Raw genomic sequence first — 17,928 nt, forward strand, 5'->3', positions numbered from 1 at the left:
ATGACAGAGCGGCACCGGCCACGCATTCTGACGATTCCATCCGGCCTTCCCTTTCTGAAGACGCTGGCAAGTTCGCTTTGTGACGGACGCCTGACACCGCTTTTCCGGCATGATCCCGCCGATCCGCTATCCCTTGCCAAGGTGACGATCTATCTGCCGACCCGGCGCGCCGTACGCGTGCTGCGTTCKGAATTCGTCGATCTTCTTGGCGGCTGCTCGGCGATCCTKCCTGTCATTCGCCCTCTGGGAGAAACGGATGACGACAGCGGCTATTTCGACGAGGCGCTGCCGGCAACGATCGATCTTGCCCAACCGCTTTCCAATACGGCCCGCCTTCTGGAGCTGGCGCGGCTGATCCTTGCCTGGCGAAACAAGCTGCCGGAGATCGTTCGACATATCCATTCGGAATCGCCACTGGTAGCGCCGGCAAGCCCGGCGGACGCAATCTGGCTCGCCCGCAATCTGGCAGAACTGATCGATTCGATCGAAACCGAGGACCTTGCTTGGTCGGAACTCGGTAAACTCGATACGGGCGACTATGCGGCCTGGTGGCAATTGACGGCGGAATTCCTGCAGATCGCCAGTGCCTTCTGGCCGGAACGTCTGGTTGAACTCGGCCGTTCGTCGCCAGCCCGCCACCGCAATGCGATTCTGCGCGCCGAGGCCGGCCGGCTCTCGACGTTGACGCCTACCGGTCCGATCATCATTGCCGGTTCGACGGGTTCGCTTCCCGCCACGGCCGATCTGATCGGTGCCGTAGCCAATTTGCCGGAAGGCGTGATCGTACTGCCCGGCCTCGATCTTTCCATGCCGGAGGAACATTGGCGGCTGGTCGCGCCCGATCTTCTGCCAGGCCAAAGGGCCAATCCGGCAAGCCGCACACATCCGCAATATGGTCTCTCCGTACTGCTGAAGCGGCTGAAACTGACCCGCGAGGATGTTCAGCCGATCCAGCAAGCGGAAGCCGATCTGCGCTCTCGCGCGGAAGTCCTCTCACGGGCGCTAACTCCATCGGAAGCCACGAGTGGCTGGGGCGATTGGAAAAAAGACCTGCCGGAAGGGATGGTAGCCGAGGCATTCGCGGACGTATCGATGATCGAAGCCGCCAACGAGCGCGAAGAAGCGACGGCGATTGCCGTTGCTCTGCGGCTTGCGCTTGAACAGCCGGGCAGAGATGGCGAAAGCAGGGCTGCCCTCATTACGCCAGACCGCAATCTGGCGCGTCGGGTTATGGCGGAGCTTTCCCGCTTTGGCATTCTCGCCGACGATTCAGCCGGTACGCCACTTTCGGCAACGCCTCAGGGCACGCTGCTGCAATTGCTGCTGGAATCGACACTGCGTCCCGGCGATCCTGTCGCCATTGTTTCGCTACTCAAGCATCCGCTTGCCCGCTTCGGGCTGGAGCGCGGCTTTCTGACTGGGGCTGTCGAAGCATTGGAGTTGCTGGCGTTGCGCGGCGGCGTGGCAGAAGTGGATATCGGATCGCTCGAACAGCTGCTCGACCACCAGCTTTCGGAGCAAGCGCTCGACAGGCACGCGCCAGCCTGGCGCAAATCGCTGCCATCTGACGCCGTGGAGATGGCCCGCAGATTAGCCCGGAAAGTTGAACGTGCCGTGGAGCCGCTAGTGTCAACGCTCGTGCGGTATCGTGGGGGTGATGATGGCCTGAAGGGCATCTCGCTCTCGCAATGGGCCGAACGGACGGGCCGCGCTCTGGAAAGTGTCGCTGCCGACGAACACGGCAATCTGGCCGGCCTCTGGTCGGGCGAGACGGGCGATGCTCTTGCAAATCTGCTCGGCGAAGTCATTGATACCGACGGCCAGATGGAAGCGGACGGACCGCAATGGATCGATATCACGCAGGCGCTATCGGCCGGGCACGCCGTCAAACCCGGCGCACTCAGCCACCCTCGCCTCTTCATCTTCGGTACGCTCGAAGCCCGCCTGCAGAACGTCGATACGCTGATCCTCGGCAGCCTCAATGAAGGATCATGGCCAGGACAGACCGCCAACAATCCCTTTGTCTCCCGTATGATGAAGACAGAAATCGGGCTGGAGCCGCCGGAACGGCGCATTGGCCAGTTGGCGCATGACTTCGAGATGGCGAACGGTACCCGTCATCTGATCTATTCACGCGCATTGCGCCAGGGCTCGACACCCACTGTCGCCTCCCGATGGCTGCAGAGGCTTCTGGCGTTGGGCGGCGAGGATTTCGAAGAGAAATTACGCCAGCGGGGCGCGCGTTTCGTTCACTGGGCAAACCAGATCGATCTGGGTGACAATCAGGCGCCGGCGCAACGGCCCTCCCCCAAGCCGCCAAGGGACCTACAGCCCAGATCCTATTCCTTCAGCGAGGTGGGGCGACTGCGCCGCGATCCCTATGCGATCTATGCACGACGCGTGCTGCGCCTTGATMCCGTCGACCCGTTCAATCGCGATCCGGGCGCGGCGGAACGCGGTACGCTCTACCACAGGATCATCGATCGCTTTGTTCGCGAAGGCCATATAGCAGGAACGCCGGAGGCGGCCGCGGCGATGGAAATCATCCTGACCGAACTCTTCGACATGGAGCAGTTGCCGCCGCATATCGACGCCGTCTGGCGGCCGCGCTTCCGTGAGGTCGCGCGTGCTTTCCTCAACTGGGAGGCTGGGCGGCAGCCCGATGTGCAGAAGAGGCTGACGGAAGTGAGGGGTGGTGTCGAACTCGAGGGTATCGATATCCGGCTCACCGGCGTTGCCGACCGTATCGATATCAAAGGCCCAAACAGCGCCGATATCATTGACTACAAGACCGGACTCAATCCTACTCTGAGGCAAGCACGTACTCTGCTTGATCCGCAGCTTGCTCTTGAAGCAGCAGCACTACAAGCTGGAGCTTTCCGCGATGCAGGCAGCCTCGTGCCGAATGATCTCCTCTATGTTCGCCTGCGGCCGGGMAGTCGTTTCGATACTGACAAGGTCAACAACGAGGAAGCCAACAGCGACAACGCAAAATCGGCGATGCAACTCGCCGAGGAAGCGATCGACCAGCTAGTGAAATTTGTCACCCTCCTGCAGTCCGGTGAGAAGGGTTTTACCTCGCGGCTGATCCCCGCCCAACAATTCGATTTCGGCGGCGATTACGATCATCTTGCCCGCGTTGCGGAATGGGCGACCGCTGACCCGGAAGGAGGAGGCGATGATTAATCCGACCGCGCTTCCAGAGGGCGATGATCCCGGTACCTGGATCGGCTGGACGACGATCCAGCAGGCGATCGCTTCTGATCCGGCCCGTTCTGCCTGGGTTTCAGCGAATGCCGGCTCCGGCAAGACGCATGTTCTGACCCAGCGGGTGATCCGGCTGCTGCTTGCCGGTGCGCGGCCCTCCGCCATTCTTTGCCTCACCTATACGAAGGCTGCCGCTTCCGAAATGTCGAATCGCGTTTTCGAGCGGCTGGCGGAATGGGCTATTTTTCCGGATGAGGAACTCGCCAAGCGCATCGCAGCAATCGAAGGTCGTGAGCCGGATTCCCTGAAACTTGCGGAAGCCCGGCGACTGTTCGCCACGGCGCTGGAAACGCCGGGTGGGCTGAAGATCCAGACGATTCACGCCTTCTGCGAAGCGCTGCTGCACCAGTTTCCGCTGGAAGCAAATGTCGCCGGGCATTTCTCCGTCCTCGATGACCGGGCGGCCGCGACGCTGCTTGCCGATGCGCGCCGTTCACTGCTGACGGCAACATCGCCGGAGAATAATCGGGATCTCGCCGATGCCTTCGCCTATGTGCTCAATCTGGGCGATGAATCCGGGCTTGAAAATCTGCTCGGCGAGATCGTTGCCAACAGAAATGCCATCCGCCGCTTCATGTTCGCAGCCGAACAGCATGGCGGCGCCGACCATCTGCTTCGCATGAAGCTTGGCCTGGCGCCCGACGATACGGAAGAGAGATTGGCCGAACGGTATTGGCCACTACCGGGGCTTTCGGGTGCAACGCTGGAACTTTACCTGTCGCTGGCCGCCGGAAAGGGTGGAGCGAAGGCGCAGGACGTTGCCGAGGGTTTGCGTCGTGCTGGGCGCGAACGGGACGTCACGGCGCAAGCGCCGCTTCTGGAGAAGGTCTTCCTGACGGTAAAGGGTGAGCCAAAGACGGACGGGCAGTTCTTCGTCAAAGCGATGCTCGCGGAAGCGCCGCAGCTTGCCGATGCGATCGCCGCAGCCCGCGCCCATGTCGTCGATTGCCGGAATCGGCTGAAGATGATGCGGATGCATACGGCAACGCGTGCCGCTCTCATGCTCGCGGACCGCCTGAATAGCGACTACGAGGAACTGAAAAAGCAGCGCAGTCATCTCGACTTCGAGGATCTGATCACCCGCACTGCCGACCTGCTCACCAAGAGCGGCGTCGGCCCGTGGATCCACTACAAGCTCGATCAGGGTATCGACCACATCCTCGTCGACGAAGCACAGGATACCAGTCCCATTCAGTGGAGCGTCATCCAGTCGCTGGCGGAGGATTTCTTCTCGGGAGAAAGTTCGCGGCCTGTCGTCCGTACACTGTTTGCCGTCGGGGATGAGAAACAGTCGATCTATTCTTTCCAGGGCGCGCGGCCGGAAAGGTTTTCCGAGGAGAAGGAACGGACGCAGCGTCGTGTGCAGAACAGCGGCCTCGCCTTCTCGACCGTTCGTCTGCCGCTGTCCTTCCGCTCCACCTCCGACGTGCTGCTCGCCGTCGATCATATCTTTACCCCACCAGAGAATGCTCGCGGCCTCGGCACCGAGCCGGTCGTGCATCGCTCCAGCCGCATCGGCCATCCAGGTGCGGTCGATCTCTGGGAAATGGTCGTGCCCGATGTCGTGGTAAAGGACGAGGACTGGACCGCTCCCTTCGACGCGACACCCGAGAGCGCGCCGGCCGCCATCCTGGCACGGCGCATCGCTCACACGATCGGTACTCTCGTCGGCCGCGAAACGATTGTCGAAAAGGGTAGGGAACGCTTTATCGAAGCCGGCGACATCCTCGTTCTCGTCCGCAAACGCGACGCCTTCGTTAATGCGCTGACACGTGAACTGAAACGGCGCGGCGACATTCCCGTTGCCGGCGCGGACCGGCTGGTGCTGACCAGCCATATCGCCGTGCAGGATCTGCTGGCGCTCGGCCGTTTTCTACTCCTGCCGGAAGACGATCTTTCGCTCGCCGCGCTCCTGAAAAGCCCCCTCTTCAATCTCTTGGAAGAGGATATTTTTGCTGTTGCGGCGCTCCGCGGCGACCATGAAAGCGTCTGGCACCATCTTCGTAAATATGCAGCCGACGGCAATGAACGTCTCGGCGCGGCCGTCGCAAGGCTGGAACTATTTCTCGCACAATCCCGAAGCCTTTCTGTCCACGACTTTTATGCCCGCGTCCTCGGCAGCCATGGCGGCCGGCGGCAATTCCTGGCGCGCCTCGGCACCGAAGTCAGCGATATCCTTGACGAATTCCTGACCTTTGCGCTGGACCACGAAACGTCTGGTATCCCCGGCCTGCAATCCTTCATCTCGACGCTGGAGCTTGAAGCGCCGGAAGTGAAGCGCGAGCAGGACAAAGGCCGCAACGAGGTGCGCATCATGACGGTGCATGCCTCCAAAGGTCTCGAAGCACCAATCGTCTTTCTGGTGGATGGCGGATCCAAAGCTTTTACCCATACCCACCTGCCAAAGCTCCGGTTGCTGGAGATTGGACCGGAAGAGCCTCCGATGCCGGTCTGGGTTCCCGTCAGCGACCTCGGCAATTCGCTGACATTGACGGATGCAGCACGCATCCAGCTGCTTGCGGAGGAGGAGTATCGGCGCCTGCTCTATGTGGCGATGACGCGTGCGGCCGATCGGTTGATCGTCTGCGGCTATCGCGGCGTGCGGCTGAACGCCGACACCTGGCATATGATGATTTCCACCGCGCTCGACGCAGAGCATCCGCATGTCGAGAAAGCGACGTTCTCGGGGCCGGATGGAGAGTGGGACGGCATGCGCTGGCGCGTGCCGCAGGTCGAGCGCAGCTTCGAGCGAATGGACCGTGCTCCTGAACAGGCAACCGTCGAAACGGTCCCCCCGGACCTTTTCCGCCCTCTGCCGCCGCAGAAACAACTGCCGCGGCCGCTTAGTCCTTCCGGTGCCGGTACGATCATTGACGAGGAGGCCGATGACCTGCTGGTGACCTCGCCGCTCTTCGGCGATCAAGAGAGCAGCGACCGTTCACTGGAAAAGGGCCGCCTCATCCATCGAATGCTTCAGGCCCTTCCCGATATTCCGGCAGACGAGYGGGCCGATGCAGCGAAGCGTTATGCCGAACGCGCCGCGCGATACTGGCCGGCTATAGAGCGCCAGGCTTTAGTCGATTCGGTTGTGAAACTCTTGCAGGATGGAAGGCTTGAAGCCGTCTTCAGCGTTCATGCCCAGGCAGAAATCTCGATCATGGGAACCTTGAGGCTGGAAGGCCGGGAATATGCCGTTTCCGGCCGGATTGACCGCCTTGCTGTCATGCCAGACAGCGTCGTCGTTCTGGATTACAAGACAAATCGCGTTCCACCGACAAGCGAAGACAAAATCCCTTTTGCGCACAAGGCGCAGCTTGCGATCTATCGGGAAATCCTGAAGCCGCTCTATCCTACCAAACGGATCGATTGCATGCTGGTCTATACGGAAAACGCGACGATCCATACCCTCAGTGAGCAGGCCTTGGCTTCTGCACTTGCAGGACTCAACACAAAGTGAAATATCGGACATTGAAATTCCGGCACCGCACCCTCACATCTTATCCAACACCAAATCCGGTAAAGGAGCAGCCTATGGCTACCGTTAAGGTCGATATCAACAACTTCCAGTCGGAAGTTCTGGAGTCCGTAGAACCCGTCGTCGTCGATTTCTGGGCTGAGTGGTGTGGTCCGTGCAAAATGATTGCTCCGAGCCTCGAAGAAATCGCCACGGAACTGGCCGGCAAGGTAAAGGTCGTCAAGCTCAACATCGATGAGAACCCGGAACTAGCGGCTCAGTTCGGTGTTCGCTCGATCCCGACGCTTGCGATCTTCAAGGGCGGCGAAGTTGCCGACATCTCTGTCGGCGCAAAGCCGAAGACGGCGCTTTCCAACTGGATCTCCAGCGCAGCCTGACGATATCGACAGATTCAATGTGAAAAGCCCGGCATMTGCCGGGCTTTTTCATTTGGGCGGTGTACCGTTTTCTGCCAGAACATMGCCAACGAGATAAAGGGAGCCACCGATCAGAATGCGGGGTGGCGGGCCTTCGGGGTCGACGACCGAAGAAATAGCGTCCAGAGCATCGGTGACTGATGACATCGGTTCGGCCACAAGGCCGGCTTCATAGGCGGTATTGGCGAGAATGACCGGATCGATCATCGCTTCGCTACCGCGGATCGGCACACAATAGACCTTTTCCACCAATCCAGTGAAGGCCTTGAAATAACCGACCGGATCCTTGGTGTTGATCATGCCCGAGATCAGGAACAGCGGACGTGGCTGACGCTCTTCGAAATTCGCCATGGCCTCGGCGATCACCTCACCGGCGCCCGGATTGTGGCCTCCATCGATCCAGATTTCCGATTTCGCCGGCGCATGGCTCAACAGCCTGCCTTCCGTGAGTTTCTGCAGGCGGCCCGGCCATTCCACCGTTCCCATCGCTTTTTCCATCATCGGATCGGTGACCGTGAAGCCCGCAGCCTTGACGGCGCGAATGGCAGCAGCAGCGTTGGCATATTGATGACGGCCAGGAAGGCGCGGCAGGGGCAGGTCCGCCAGGCCGAATTCATCCTGATAGATCAGCCGGCCGTATTCCTCATGCGCCATGAAATCCTGGCCGAAGATGGCGCTCGGGCAGTTCAGCCGCTCGGCGGTCGACATCAGCATGTCAAGCGCCGCGTCATAGTCCTGATGGCCGATGACCACGGGACGACCGCGCTTCATGATGCCGGCCTTTTCGGCCGCGATGAGTTCCACCCGGTCGCCGAGATAGGGCTGGTGATCCAGCGAAATCGGCATGATGACCGAAACGGCGGGATCCTGAATGACATTGGTGGCATCGAAGCGTCCACCGAGGCCAACCTCGATGATCGCGGCATCGGCTGCCTGTTCGGAAAAAAGGATGAAAGTGACTGCCGTCAGGATTTCGAAGACGGTGATCTTCTGACCGCCATTGGCCTCGGCCACACGCCTTAAAGCTTCAGCGAAGACAGCGTCGTCGACCAGTTGCCCGCGCCCGCCCGCAACACCCATGCGGTAACGCTCATGCCAGTTGACGAGATGCGGAGAGGTATGGACGTGGACGCTATAACCGCCCGCTTCCAGCAGCGCGCGGCAGAAAGCTGTCGTCGAGCCCTTACCGTTGGTGCCGGCAACATGGATGACAGGCGGGAGATTGCGCTCGGGATTGCCGAGCGCCTCAAGAAGGCGCTGAATGCGGTCCAGGGACAGATCGTAGCCCTTGGGATGCAATCCCATGAGCTTTCCGATCTCCTGTGCCGCCTCACTCACCGCGACCTGGCCTCTGTCTGTCATCGGCCCGCCCTATCCTATCGGAACCGTGGCTCAGGCGCTCGCCGCCAGAGCAATCACGCCATTTGCATCATTTGCAGCCGAAACCGGCTTCTTGGTCAGGATCTTCAAGAGGCGCGCCAGCGTCTCGGGGATATCGTGACGCTTGACGACCATATCGACCACGCCGTGTTCCAGCAGATATTCCGATGTCTGGAAGCCTTCCGGGAGCTTTTCCCGCAGCGTCTGTTCGATGACGCGCTTGCCGGCAAAGCCGATTTCGGCGCCCGGCTCGGCCAGATGAATATCGCCGAGCATGGCGTAGGATGCGGTCACGCCGCCGGTGGTCGGATTGGTCAGAACCACGATATAGGGCTGGCCCGCTTCCTTCAGCATATCGACGGCAACCGTCGTGCGCGGAAGCTGCATCAACGAAAGGATGCCTTCCTGCATGCGCGCGCCGCCCGAAGCCGGGAACATGACAAGCGGGCACTTTTCAGCGATCGCGCGTTCGAAGGCTTTGACGATCGCTTCGCCGGCAGCCATCCCGAGCGAGCCACCGATGAAGTTGAATTCGTGAACGATCGCGACGAGCTTCAGACCCTTTACACTGCCGAGACCGGCGAGGATCGTATCCTCCTGCTCCGTTTTGAGGCGGCTGTCGCGCAGACGGTCGCTGTATTTCTTGGAATCGCGGAACTTCAGCGGGTCCTGGGCGACCTTCGGCTGCGGCAGGGCTTCATAGTCGCCATTGTCGAACAGGTCGGCAAGACGCGCCTTCGCCGGCATTTTCATGTGATAGCCGGAGGCGGGAATGACCCATTTATTGCCTTCGAGGTCTTTGTGAAAGACCATCTCGCCCGTTTCCGGGCACTTGATCCAGAGGTTCTCCGGCACTTCGCGACGGCCCAGCATGGAATTGATCCGCGGGCGAACGTAGTTAGTGATCCAGTTCAACTCGAATACTCCTGATTGACCAGTGCCAATGTGGGGAAACTATTCGGCAGCAACAAGGCGTGCCGATCGCGTTCCTGTGGAAAGACCGCGAACCAGCGTCGCAACGGCCTGAACCGTGTCCGCCGTCGCCTTTCCATCCGCCGTCAGGCTGGTGGCTACCTGATTGACGATTGCCGTGCCGACGACCACGCCATCGGCCGAGCCGCCGATGACCTTGGCATGTTCGGCCGTCTTGACGCCGAAACCGACGCAGACCGGCAGTTCGGTGTGCTGCTTGATACGCTTGACCGCACCCGAAACCAGCGACGGCTCCGGCAGGGCCGAACCGGTAATGCCGTTCATCGAGACATAATAGACGAAGCCCGACGTGTTTTTCAGAACGGTCGGCAGGCGTTTTTCGTCCGTCGTCGGCGTTGCCAGACGAATGAAATTGATGCCTTTCCTCAGCGCCGGGATGCAGAGTTCGTCATCCATTTCCGGCGGCAGGTCGACAACGATCAAGCCGTCGATACCGGAAGCAAGTGCATCATCAAGGAATTTTTCGACGCCGTAGACGTAGATCGGATTGTAGTAACCCATCATCACGATCGGCGTTGCGTCATTCGTCTTGCGGAAATCGGCAGCGAGCAGCAGCGTCTTCTGCAGCGTCTGGCCGCCTTTCAGCGCGCGCTGTCCAGCCAGTTGGATCGCCGGGCCATCGGCCATAGGGTCGGAGAAAGGCATGCCGAGCTCGATGACGTCGGCGCCGGCTTCCGGCAGTGCCTTCATGATGCCGAGCGAGGTCGCGTAGTCGGGATCGCCGCCCATGAAGTAGGTTACGAGCGCCGGGCGACCTTCTGCCTTCAGATCGGCAAAGCGTTTATCCATACGTGCGGTCATGTCTATTACAGTCCCATTCCCAGGATCTTGCCGACGGTGAAGATATCCTTATCGCCACGGCCAGAGAGGTTCATCAGGATGATCTCTTCCTTGCCCATAGTGGGCGCACGCTTGATGACTTCGGCAAGCGCATGCGAAGGCTCGAGCGCCGGGATGATGCCTTCGAGGCGCGTCAGCGTCTGGAAGGCTTCGAGCGCCTCGTGATCCATGATCGGCACGTATTCGGCGCGGCCGATATCGTTCAGCCACGAATGCTCCGGGCCGATGCCGGGGTAATCGAGGCCAGCCGAGATCGAATGGCCTTCCTTGATCTGCCCGTCATTGTCCTGCAGCAGATAGGTGCGGTTGCCGTGCAACACACCGGGCGAGCCGGCGGTGATCGAGGCGCAGTGCTCGTCGCCCTGCAGACCCTTGCCGCCGGCTTCGACGCCGACAATCTTCACACCCTCGTCATCGAGGAAGGGATGGAAGATGCCGATCGCATTCGAACCGCCGCCGACAGCAGCGATGACGAGATCCGGCAAACGGCCTTCAGCCTCAAGCATCTGCTGCTTGGCTTCCGTGCCGATCACGGCCTGGAAGTCACGCACCATTTCCGGATAGGGATGCGGGCCGGCAGCAGTGCCGATCAGGTAATAGGTATCGTCGACGTTGGTGACCCAGTCACGCAGCGCCTCGTTCATCGCATCCTTCAGCGTGCCGCTACCTGCCGTAACCGGCTTTACCTCAGCCCCCAGCAACTTCATGCGGAAAACATTCGGCGCCTGGCGCTCGACGTCGGTTGCGCCCATGTAGACGACACAAGGAAAGCCGAAACGGGCGGCAACGGTTGCCGATGCAACCCCGTGCTGACCGGCGCCGGTTTCAGCGATGATGCGCGTCTTACCCATGCGCTTGGCGAGCAGGATCTGGCCGATGCAATTGTTGATCTTGTGCGAGCCGGTATGGTTCAACTCTTCGCGCTTGAAATAGATCTTGGCGCCGCCGAGATGCTGCGTCAGGCGCTCTGCGAAATAGAGCGGGCTCGGACGGCMGATATAATGGGTACCGAGATGCTTCAGTTCCGCCTGGAATTCCGGGTCCTTCTTCGCTTTTTCCCACTCGTCCTGCAGCTCGAGGATCAGGGGCATCAGGGTTTCGGCCACGAAGCGGCCCCCGTAAATGCCAAAGCGTCCATCTTCATCCGGACCGGACCGGAAGGAATTCGGTTTAGGCGTCTGGTTCACTTTCAACTCCCTGAGGTCGTTTCAGGCAAACATGCCTCTTCGACCGCATCGAAAAACTCATCGATCATCGCTACGCTTTTCACACCCGGCGCACTCTCGACACCCGAGGCAGTATCGACACCCGGCGCCCTGGTGATTGCAAGTGCTTGCCCGACATTGGCCTTGTTGAGCCCACCGGAAAGCATGTAGTCGACACTGCCGTCAAGCCAGCTGAGCAGGCTCCAATCAAAGGAAACGCCGTTACCACCAGGCAGTTCAGAGCCTTTCGGCGGCTTGGCATCAAAGAGGAAACGGTCGGCGATGCCGATATAGGCTTCCACCCTTTTCAGGTCATCGGCGGTACGAACAGGCAATGCCTTGATGACAGGGAGGCCGTAGACCGCCTTGACGGTCAGCACCCGCTCCGGGCTTTCGCTGCCGTGCAACTGCAGCATATCGGGACGCAAAAGCGCAACGATTTCATCGAGATCGTCGTTACTCGGATCGACCACGACGGCAACGATCTTCGCCTTGCCGCGCGCCGGTTCGGCGAGCTTGCCGGCAATATCAGGCTCGACGTAACGAGGGCTCTTTTGAAAGAAGTTAAAGCCGAGATGCGTCGCGCCACGCTTCAATGCGCGTTCGATGGCCTCAGGCGTCTTCAAACCACAGATTTTGATATCCGGTCTCATGGCAGCGAAGTGACATGAAACGGGCAAAGAGTCGAGCCAATTTGCGATGCGGCCTAAATTTAAGGCGGCCGGATTTAATCGAAGTCTATGGCGTGCAACTGGCTGCCCTGGCGCTTCAGCCAGGACTTTGCCTCTTCCATATGGGGGCAAAGTTTCTTGCAGAGCGCCCAGAAGTGCGGGCCATGGTTCATTTCCTTCAGATGCGCCACTTCATGGGCGGCAAGGTAGTCGACCACCGAAGGCGGCGCCATGACGATACGCCAGGAGAAGCTCAGATTTCCCTCCGAAGAACAGGAGCCCCAGCGGCTGCGAGTATCCTTCATGGAGATGGAGCGGATCGGCGCCTTGATGGAGGCGGCATGCATGCGCGACAATCTTTCGAGATCGACGCGAGCTTCCTTCTTGAAAAAGGCAGCGATGCGGCGGCCGACATGTTCCGGCAGGCCGCTTACGCGAAGGACAGATCTGCCATCCACCACCACCGCTTCGGTCAGTCCGCGCAGGCTGCCGGTGTGCTCGATGCGATGTTTGATACCGCGGAAGAGAATTTCGCCGCCATGCCGCAGGTTCGTTTCGGTTGAGAATTTCGCAAGCTTGGTCAGCAGCCAGCCTTGATGACGATCGAGGAAGGCGTTGACTTCGCGGGCGGCAAGTCCCTTCGGGACCGTCATTTTCAGCGCCCGGCCGCCCGGCTCGATACGAAGCGTAATGCGGGTGGCGCGATCATGCTGCTTGATCGTCAAGGGCATCAGACGACCGGCAACATCGAGCGTCCGCGTTTCAGGCGGCGCCGGTTTTTTTGTCGGACGGCGGATCTTCAGAAGCGGAAACATAGGGATTTTCTATACGATTCGTCGGAAATCCGGGCAAAGAAAAACCGGCATCGAAAGCGATGCCGGCCATAGATTTTATGTGATCACGCTTTACGGCGTCTGGTACTCTGCGACCGGGCCATTATCCTCACGCCGGTTGTTCTTGCGCTCGCGCATGAAGCGATCGAATTCTTCCTGATCCTTGGCGCGACGAAGCTCGCGCAGGTAGGAATCGAATTCCTCACGCATTTCATCAAGCTTGCGGCGCTCTTCCTCCATGCGATCGAGCTCGGCCTTGCGCCAATCGTCAAAGGCGACGTTGCCCGTCGAGAAGTGCGGGCGGTGACGGCCATGCGAACGGCGGCAGCCTGCAAAGAAGCCATCCGTCGCCTGGTTGACGTCACGCTTGAAGCCGCGCAGCCGCTCGCCAAAGATGATGTAGGCAAGCATGGCCAGCCCCAGAGGCCAGAAAACCATGAAGCCGAGGATCATCAAGGCAACGGTAGCCGGAGTCCAATCCGGGCGAAGCAATGCTGACTGGTTCATCGTGCGGTATCCTCGCGTTCAGCACCCGACACTATGCCGAGTGCTGAAAAAACAGATGGTTACCGCTGAACCGGCCTTCAAGACGATTTGAGGTTAAATCGAACAAGGCCTTGAATCGATGACATTAAATCAGCGTTTTCTAACTCACGCCGATTTRCCGCCCTTTATGACGCGCTGAACCGGCGGTTTCTTCGCGCGGGAATGCTGGCGCGTGAAGTTGACGATGCGGGGCGCAATCTCGCGGCGGAAGCGCGATCCGTTGAAGACGCCGTAGTGGCCGACATCCGGCTGCAGGTAATGCATACGCATCTCCTCAGGGATATTCACGCATATGGTCTGGGCCGCCTCGGTCTGGCCAACACCCGAGATGTCGTCGTTCTCACCTTCGACCGTCAGCAATGCGACGTTGCGAATTGCGGCGRGATCGACGCGCTTGCCGCGATGCATGAGTTCGCCCTTCGGCAGCGCATGCTTCATGAAGACCTGTTCGACCGTCTGCAGGTAGAACTCCGCGGTCAGGTCCATGACCGCAAGGTATTCGTCGTAGAAATCGCGGTGCTTTTCCGGCTCGCCGTCGTTCTTCACGAGATGCATGAAGAATTCCTTGTGGGCGATCAGATGCCGGTCGAGGTTCATCGACATGAAGCCGGAGAGCTGCAGGAAACCCGGATAAACAGGACGCATGAAGCCTGGCTGCGGCCAGGGCACGTTCATGACGACGTTATCGGCAAACCATTCGAGCGGGCGCTCCTTGGCAAGCTTGTTGACGGCTGTCGGATTGATGCGGGTATCGATCGGCCCACCCATCAGCGTCATGGACGACGGCGCAAGCGGATCCTTGGCTTCTTCCATGATTGCGGCAGCGGCCAAGACCGGCACGGAAGGCTGACAGACGGCGATGACATGGGTGTCATGACCGAGGAAATGCAGCATCTCGATGACGTAGTCGATATAATCGGAAAGGTCGAAGGTACCCTCCGTCATCGGTACCATGCGCGCATCGATCCAGTCGGTGATGTAGATATCGGCGTTCGGCAGCAATGCCTCGACAGTACCCCGCAGGAGGGTCGCATAGTGGCCGGACATCGGCGCCACGATGAGGATGCGCGGATCGCCGCCGTGACCAGCCGGGACATCGCGCGAAAAATGCAGGAGGTTACAGAAGGATCGTGCCCAGACGATTTCCTCGCGTACCGCAACCTTCTTGCCGCCGATCGAGGTTTCGTTGAGCCCGAATTCCGGCTTGCCGTAACGGCGAGTCGTTCGCTCGAACATTTCGAGACTGGCTGAAATGGTGCGGCCCATCGGGGTCTGCGAGAAGGGGTTCAGCGGATTGGAGTAGGCGAACCGCATGATATCGGCCGCAGCACGGAACGGTGCCAAGGCTGCGTGGTTCAATTCATAAAGCTGGTAAAACATGAGGGGGCGCCACCTTTCTCTATCCGGCAAAGACKACGCTGATTGAAGGGCGCCGGACTCTTTCCGTTAACGCTGGCACATCAACGCAGGCTAACAGGTTTTTGTTGCACAGCAACATAACATTCGTCCTGCAAAGAAAAATGCCGGAAAATTGACCTCCGGCATTAGCTTGGCGCACAAAGTTTAAGCTTCCCTGCAGAAATGCCGTTAACGGTCCGCTACGAAGAGCTGTTTCTGGGTGCCGAGGCCTTCGATACCGAGTTCGACGACATCACCATCCTTCAGGAAGCGCGGCGGCTTCATGCCCATGCCGACGCCCGGAGGCGTGCCGGTCGAGATGACATCGCCAGGGTGCAGGGACATGAACTGGCTGAGATAAGACACGACGAAAGCCACGCCATAGACCATCGTCTTGGTGGAACCGTTCTGCATCGTCTGACCATTGACCTTGAGCCACATGTTGAGGTTCTGCGGATCGGCAATTTCATCCTTCGTGACGAGCCAGGGGCCGATCGGGCCGAAAGTGTCACAGGACTTGCCCTTGGTCCACTGGCCCGAACGCTCGCTCTGGAAGGCGCGCTCGGAAACGTCGTCGGAAACGCAGTAACCAGCGACGTAATCCAGCGCTTCGGCCTCGCTCACATATTTCGCGGTCTTGCCGATAACGACACCAAGTTCGACTTCCCAGTCGGTCTTTTCAGAACCACGCGGGATCAGCACATTGTCGTTGGGACCGACGATCGCCGAGGTCGCCTTCATGAAAATGACGGGTTCGGGCGGCACGGTCGCGCCGGTTTCGGCTGCATGGTCCGAGTAGTTCAGGCCGATGCAGATGAATTTGCCGGTGCCGGCAATACAGGCGCCGATGCGGCCGGGCGCCAGCTCCGGCAGGCTTTTCGGATCAAGGGCCGCAATCTTCGCAAGACCTGCCGGCGTGATTGCCTCGCCGCCGATATCGGCTACGTGAGCGGAAAGATCACGGATCTTGCCATCGGCATCGAGCAGAGCCGGCTTTTCGTGGCCCGCTTCTCCAACGCGCATCAGCTTCATGAATGTCCTCCTCAATGGAAAGCAGATGCGCCACCTATGAACGAATTATTCATCGGTGTCATTATGACTTGCCGCGGAAGCGGTACGCCCGCTTAGAAAATTTCCGCCAGCGACGGACCAACCGGGACGATGTGTGTCGGGTTGAGGCTCTCGATCGAATAGTACCCGCGCTTGATGTGATCGAAATTCACCGTCCCCGCGATGCCGGGCCAATCCAGCATCCGGCGGCAAAAAGCCTTGAGATTGGCGTAATCGGAAAGACGCCGAAGATTGCATTTGAAAAGGCCATGATAGGCGACATCGAAACGTACGAGCGTGACGAACAGGCGGATATCGKCTTCCGTCGGATGGTCGGCAAACAGGAAGCCGTGCCCTTCAAGCTGCGGTTCGATCCAGTCGAGGCAGCCAAAGACCTCGGCAAAAGCCTCCTCATAGGCAAGCTGGGTCGTCGCAAAGCCGGTGCGGTAAACACCGTTGTTCAATGACGGATAGATGCGATCGTTGAAAGCGTCTATCTCGGCCCGTCGAGCAAGGGGATAGAGATCGATGTCACCGTCGGCGAGATCGCCAAAACCATTATTCAGCATGCGCAGGATATCGGACGATTCGTTGTTGACGATTKTTTCGCGTTTCTTGTCCCACAATACCGGCACCGTGGCGCGTCCCGTGAAATCAGGATCCGCTTTCGTATAGATTTCATGGATGTAAGTGGCACCGTTCACCTCATCGGCGGTAGCTCCGGGATAATCTCCAAAACGCCAGCCCTGCTTGCTGAGCGCTGGTTCGACAATCGAAACCGAGATGACATTCTCAAGCCCCTTAAGCTTGCGGCCTATCAGCGTTCGCGAAGCCCAAGGGCAGATATAGGCGACATAGAGGTGGTAGCGGCCTGCTTCGGCGACAAAACCGCCCTCACCCGTCGCGCCTGCATTGCCGTCGGGTGTCACCCAATTGCGGAAGCTCGATATCTGGCGGACGAAGCCGCCCTTCTCATCCTTCGCCTGGACCGGTTGCCAGTCCTCGGTCCATTTGCCATTCACCAGCATCGCCGCATCTCCTGATCTATCGGATTTGAGGCTGCTTTACCGAGACTTCTTCGCGCGCGTAAGCCCAGTTTCTGGAAACAGATTGTACACTCGCTGCGATCAAAGGATGCTTGCCAAGCGAGCAGGCACGGAAATATCACTATGTGATCTCCGCTGTGGAATCCCCATCCATCGCCAACTTCCGGAAGCCAGCATGACAAAAACCAATAGCCGCGAATCCGAATATCCTGTCGATCCGATGTTTCTGGATCGCTGGTCACCACGCGCCTTCACAGGCGCGATCATCCAAGAAGCCGAGCTTCTGACACTGCTCGATGCGGCGCATTGGGCGCCATCCTCTGCAAACAACCAGCCATGGCGGTTTATCTACGCTCTGAAGGGTTCCGAGCACTGGGAGAAATTCGTTAGCCTGCTCAATGAATCCAATCAGGAATGGGCGAAGAACGCTTCGGCACTGATCTTTGTGGTCTCGCGCAGCTTCAACGGCGCCCGCGGCACCAGTGAAGAACGACCGAGCTACACGCACTCCTTCGATGCCGGGACCGCCTGGGGATACCTCGCTATCCAAGCCCGCATCTCCGGCTTCTATGCGCATGGCATGGGCGGCATCAAGCATGACGAGATCAAGGAAAAGCTTGACGTTCCCGACGGTTATCGCGTCGAAGCCGGCATTGCCGTCGGCCGTATCGCCGACAAGAGTGTTCTTTCAGAACGCAATCAGGAACGTGAATTCCCAAGCCAGCGCAAGCCGCTCTCCGAGATTGCCTCCAACGGCCATTTCGTCGGCAACGGATGATCGAAAACAAAAAAGCCCCGCGAGCCTGTT

14 protein-coding genes are annotated in these 17,928 nt (G+C 59.4%); 4 read left to right on the forward strand and 10 right to left on the reverse strand.

The features are described 5' to 3' along the window. The 3 genes from addB to trxA all read left to right on the forward strand — a co-directional run bounded on the left by addB (nucleotide 1) and on the right by trxA (nucleotide 7,119). Nucleotides 1–3,186, forward strand: coding sequence for a double-strand break repair protein AddB (gene addB, locus AC1DNW_RS11670; protein WP_477852744.1), 3,186 nt, complete (start codon nucleotides 1–3; stop codon nucleotides 3,184–3,186). Further along, a complete protein-coding gene (gene addA / locus AC1DNW_RS11675) occupies nucleotides 3,179–6,724 on the forward strand; it encodes a double-strand break repair helicase AddA (RefSeq protein ID WP_477852746.1) in 3,546 nt (1,181 codons plus the stop codon). The genes addB and addA overlap by 8 nt, the downstream gene beginning before the upstream one ends. A 74-nt stretch (nucleotides 6,725–6,798) precedes the next feature. Next, entirely contained in the window at nucleotides 6,799–7,119 is a 321-nt protein-coding gene (gene trxA, locus AC1DNW_RS11680; RefSeq protein ID WP_113300861.1) for a thioredoxin, read from the forward strand. Nucleotides 7,120–7,167: 48 nt separating this feature from the next. On the opposite strand, the gene AC1DNW_RS11685 is transcribed toward trxA, so the two are convergent. The 10 genes from AC1DNW_RS11685 to AC1DNW_RS11730 form a co-directional block, all read right to left on the reverse strand. Next, on the reverse strand, nucleotides 7,168–8,520 hold the full coding sequence (locus AC1DNW_RS11685) for a bifunctional folylpolyglutamate synthase/dihydrofolate synthase (RefSeq protein WP_477852747.1): 1,353 nt from the start codon (nucleotides 8,518–8,520) through the stop codon (nucleotides 7,168–7,170). Between the two features lie 30 nt (nucleotides 8,521–8,550). Beyond that, the gene (accD, locus tag AC1DNW_RS11690; RefSeq protein WP_113300859.1) at nucleotides 8,551–9,453 is read right to left on the reverse strand and encodes an acetyl-CoA carboxylase, carboxyltransferase subunit beta; all 903 of its coding nucleotides are present in this window, start codon (nucleotides 9,451–9,453) and stop codon (nucleotides 8,551–8,553) included. Nucleotides 9,454–9,492: 39 nt separating this feature from the next. Continuing rightward, nucleotides 9,493–10,332 (reverse strand): tryptophan synthase subunit alpha, encoded by an 840-nt coding sequence (trpA, locus tag AC1DNW_RS11695; protein WP_113308151.1) that lies wholly within the window; start codon nucleotides 10,330–10,332, stop codon nucleotides 9,493–9,495. Nucleotides 10,333–10,337: 5 nt separating this feature from the next. Beyond that, complete coding sequence (gene trpB, locus AC1DNW_RS11700; RefSeq protein ID WP_477852748.1) at nucleotides 10,338–11,558, reverse strand: tryptophan synthase subunit beta; 1,221 nt, start codon at nucleotides 11,556–11,558, stop codon at nucleotides 10,338–10,340. Between the two features lie 2 nt (nucleotides 11,559–11,560). Next, nucleotides 11,561–12,229, reverse strand: a complete 669-nt coding sequence (locus AC1DNW_RS11705) for a phosphoribosylanthranilate isomerase (protein ID WP_113308153.1) — start codon at nucleotides 12,227–12,229, stop codon at nucleotides 11,561–11,563. A gap of 74 nt (nucleotides 12,230–12,303) precedes the next feature. Then, nucleotides 12,304–13,062 (reverse strand): YgjP family zinc-dependent metalloprotease, encoded by a 759-nt coding sequence (locus tag AC1DNW_RS11710; protein WP_113308154.1) that lies wholly within the window; start codon nucleotides 13,060–13,062, stop codon nucleotides 12,304–12,306. A 90-nt stretch (nucleotides 13,063–13,152) separates the two neighbouring features. Beyond that, complete coding sequence (locus tag AC1DNW_RS11715) at nucleotides 13,153–13,587, reverse strand: DUF2852 domain-containing protein (protein WP_113308155.1); 435 nt, start codon at nucleotides 13,585–13,587, stop codon at nucleotides 13,153–13,155. A gap of 144 nt (nucleotides 13,588–13,731) precedes the next feature. After that, the gene (locus tag AC1DNW_RS11720) at nucleotides 13,732–15,006 is read right to left on the reverse strand and encodes a polyhydroxyalkanoate depolymerase (protein ID WP_477852750.1); all 1,275 of its coding nucleotides are present in this window, start codon (nucleotides 15,004–15,006) and stop codon (nucleotides 13,732–13,734) included. A gap of 207 nt (nucleotides 15,007–15,213) precedes the next feature. Then, entirely contained in the window at nucleotides 15,214–16,056 is an 843-nt protein-coding gene (locus AC1DNW_RS11725) for a fumarylacetoacetate hydrolase family protein (protein WP_113308157.1), read from the reverse strand. A 92-nt stretch (nucleotides 16,057–16,148) separates the two neighbouring features. After that, nucleotides 16,149–17,102 carry a glutathione S-transferase family protein gene (locus tag AC1DNW_RS11730; RefSeq protein ID WP_477852752.1) on the reverse strand — a complete coding sequence of 318 codons (954 nt, stop codon included), beginning with the start codon at nucleotides 17,100–17,102 and terminating at the stop codon, nucleotides 16,149–16,151. 193 nt (nucleotides 17,103–17,295) lie between these two features. Between AC1DNW_RS11730 and AC1DNW_RS11735 the strand changes: the two genes are divergently transcribed. Then, nucleotides 17,296–17,898 carry a nitroreductase family protein gene (locus AC1DNW_RS11735; RefSeq protein ID WP_113300850.1) on the forward strand — a complete coding sequence of 201 codons (603 nt, stop codon included), beginning with the start codon at nucleotides 17,296–17,298 and terminating at the stop codon, nucleotides 17,896–17,898. Nucleotides 17,899–17,928: the final 30 nt, after the last annotated feature.

It is taken from the genome of Rhizobium sp. 05L429 (assembly GCF_056397645.1).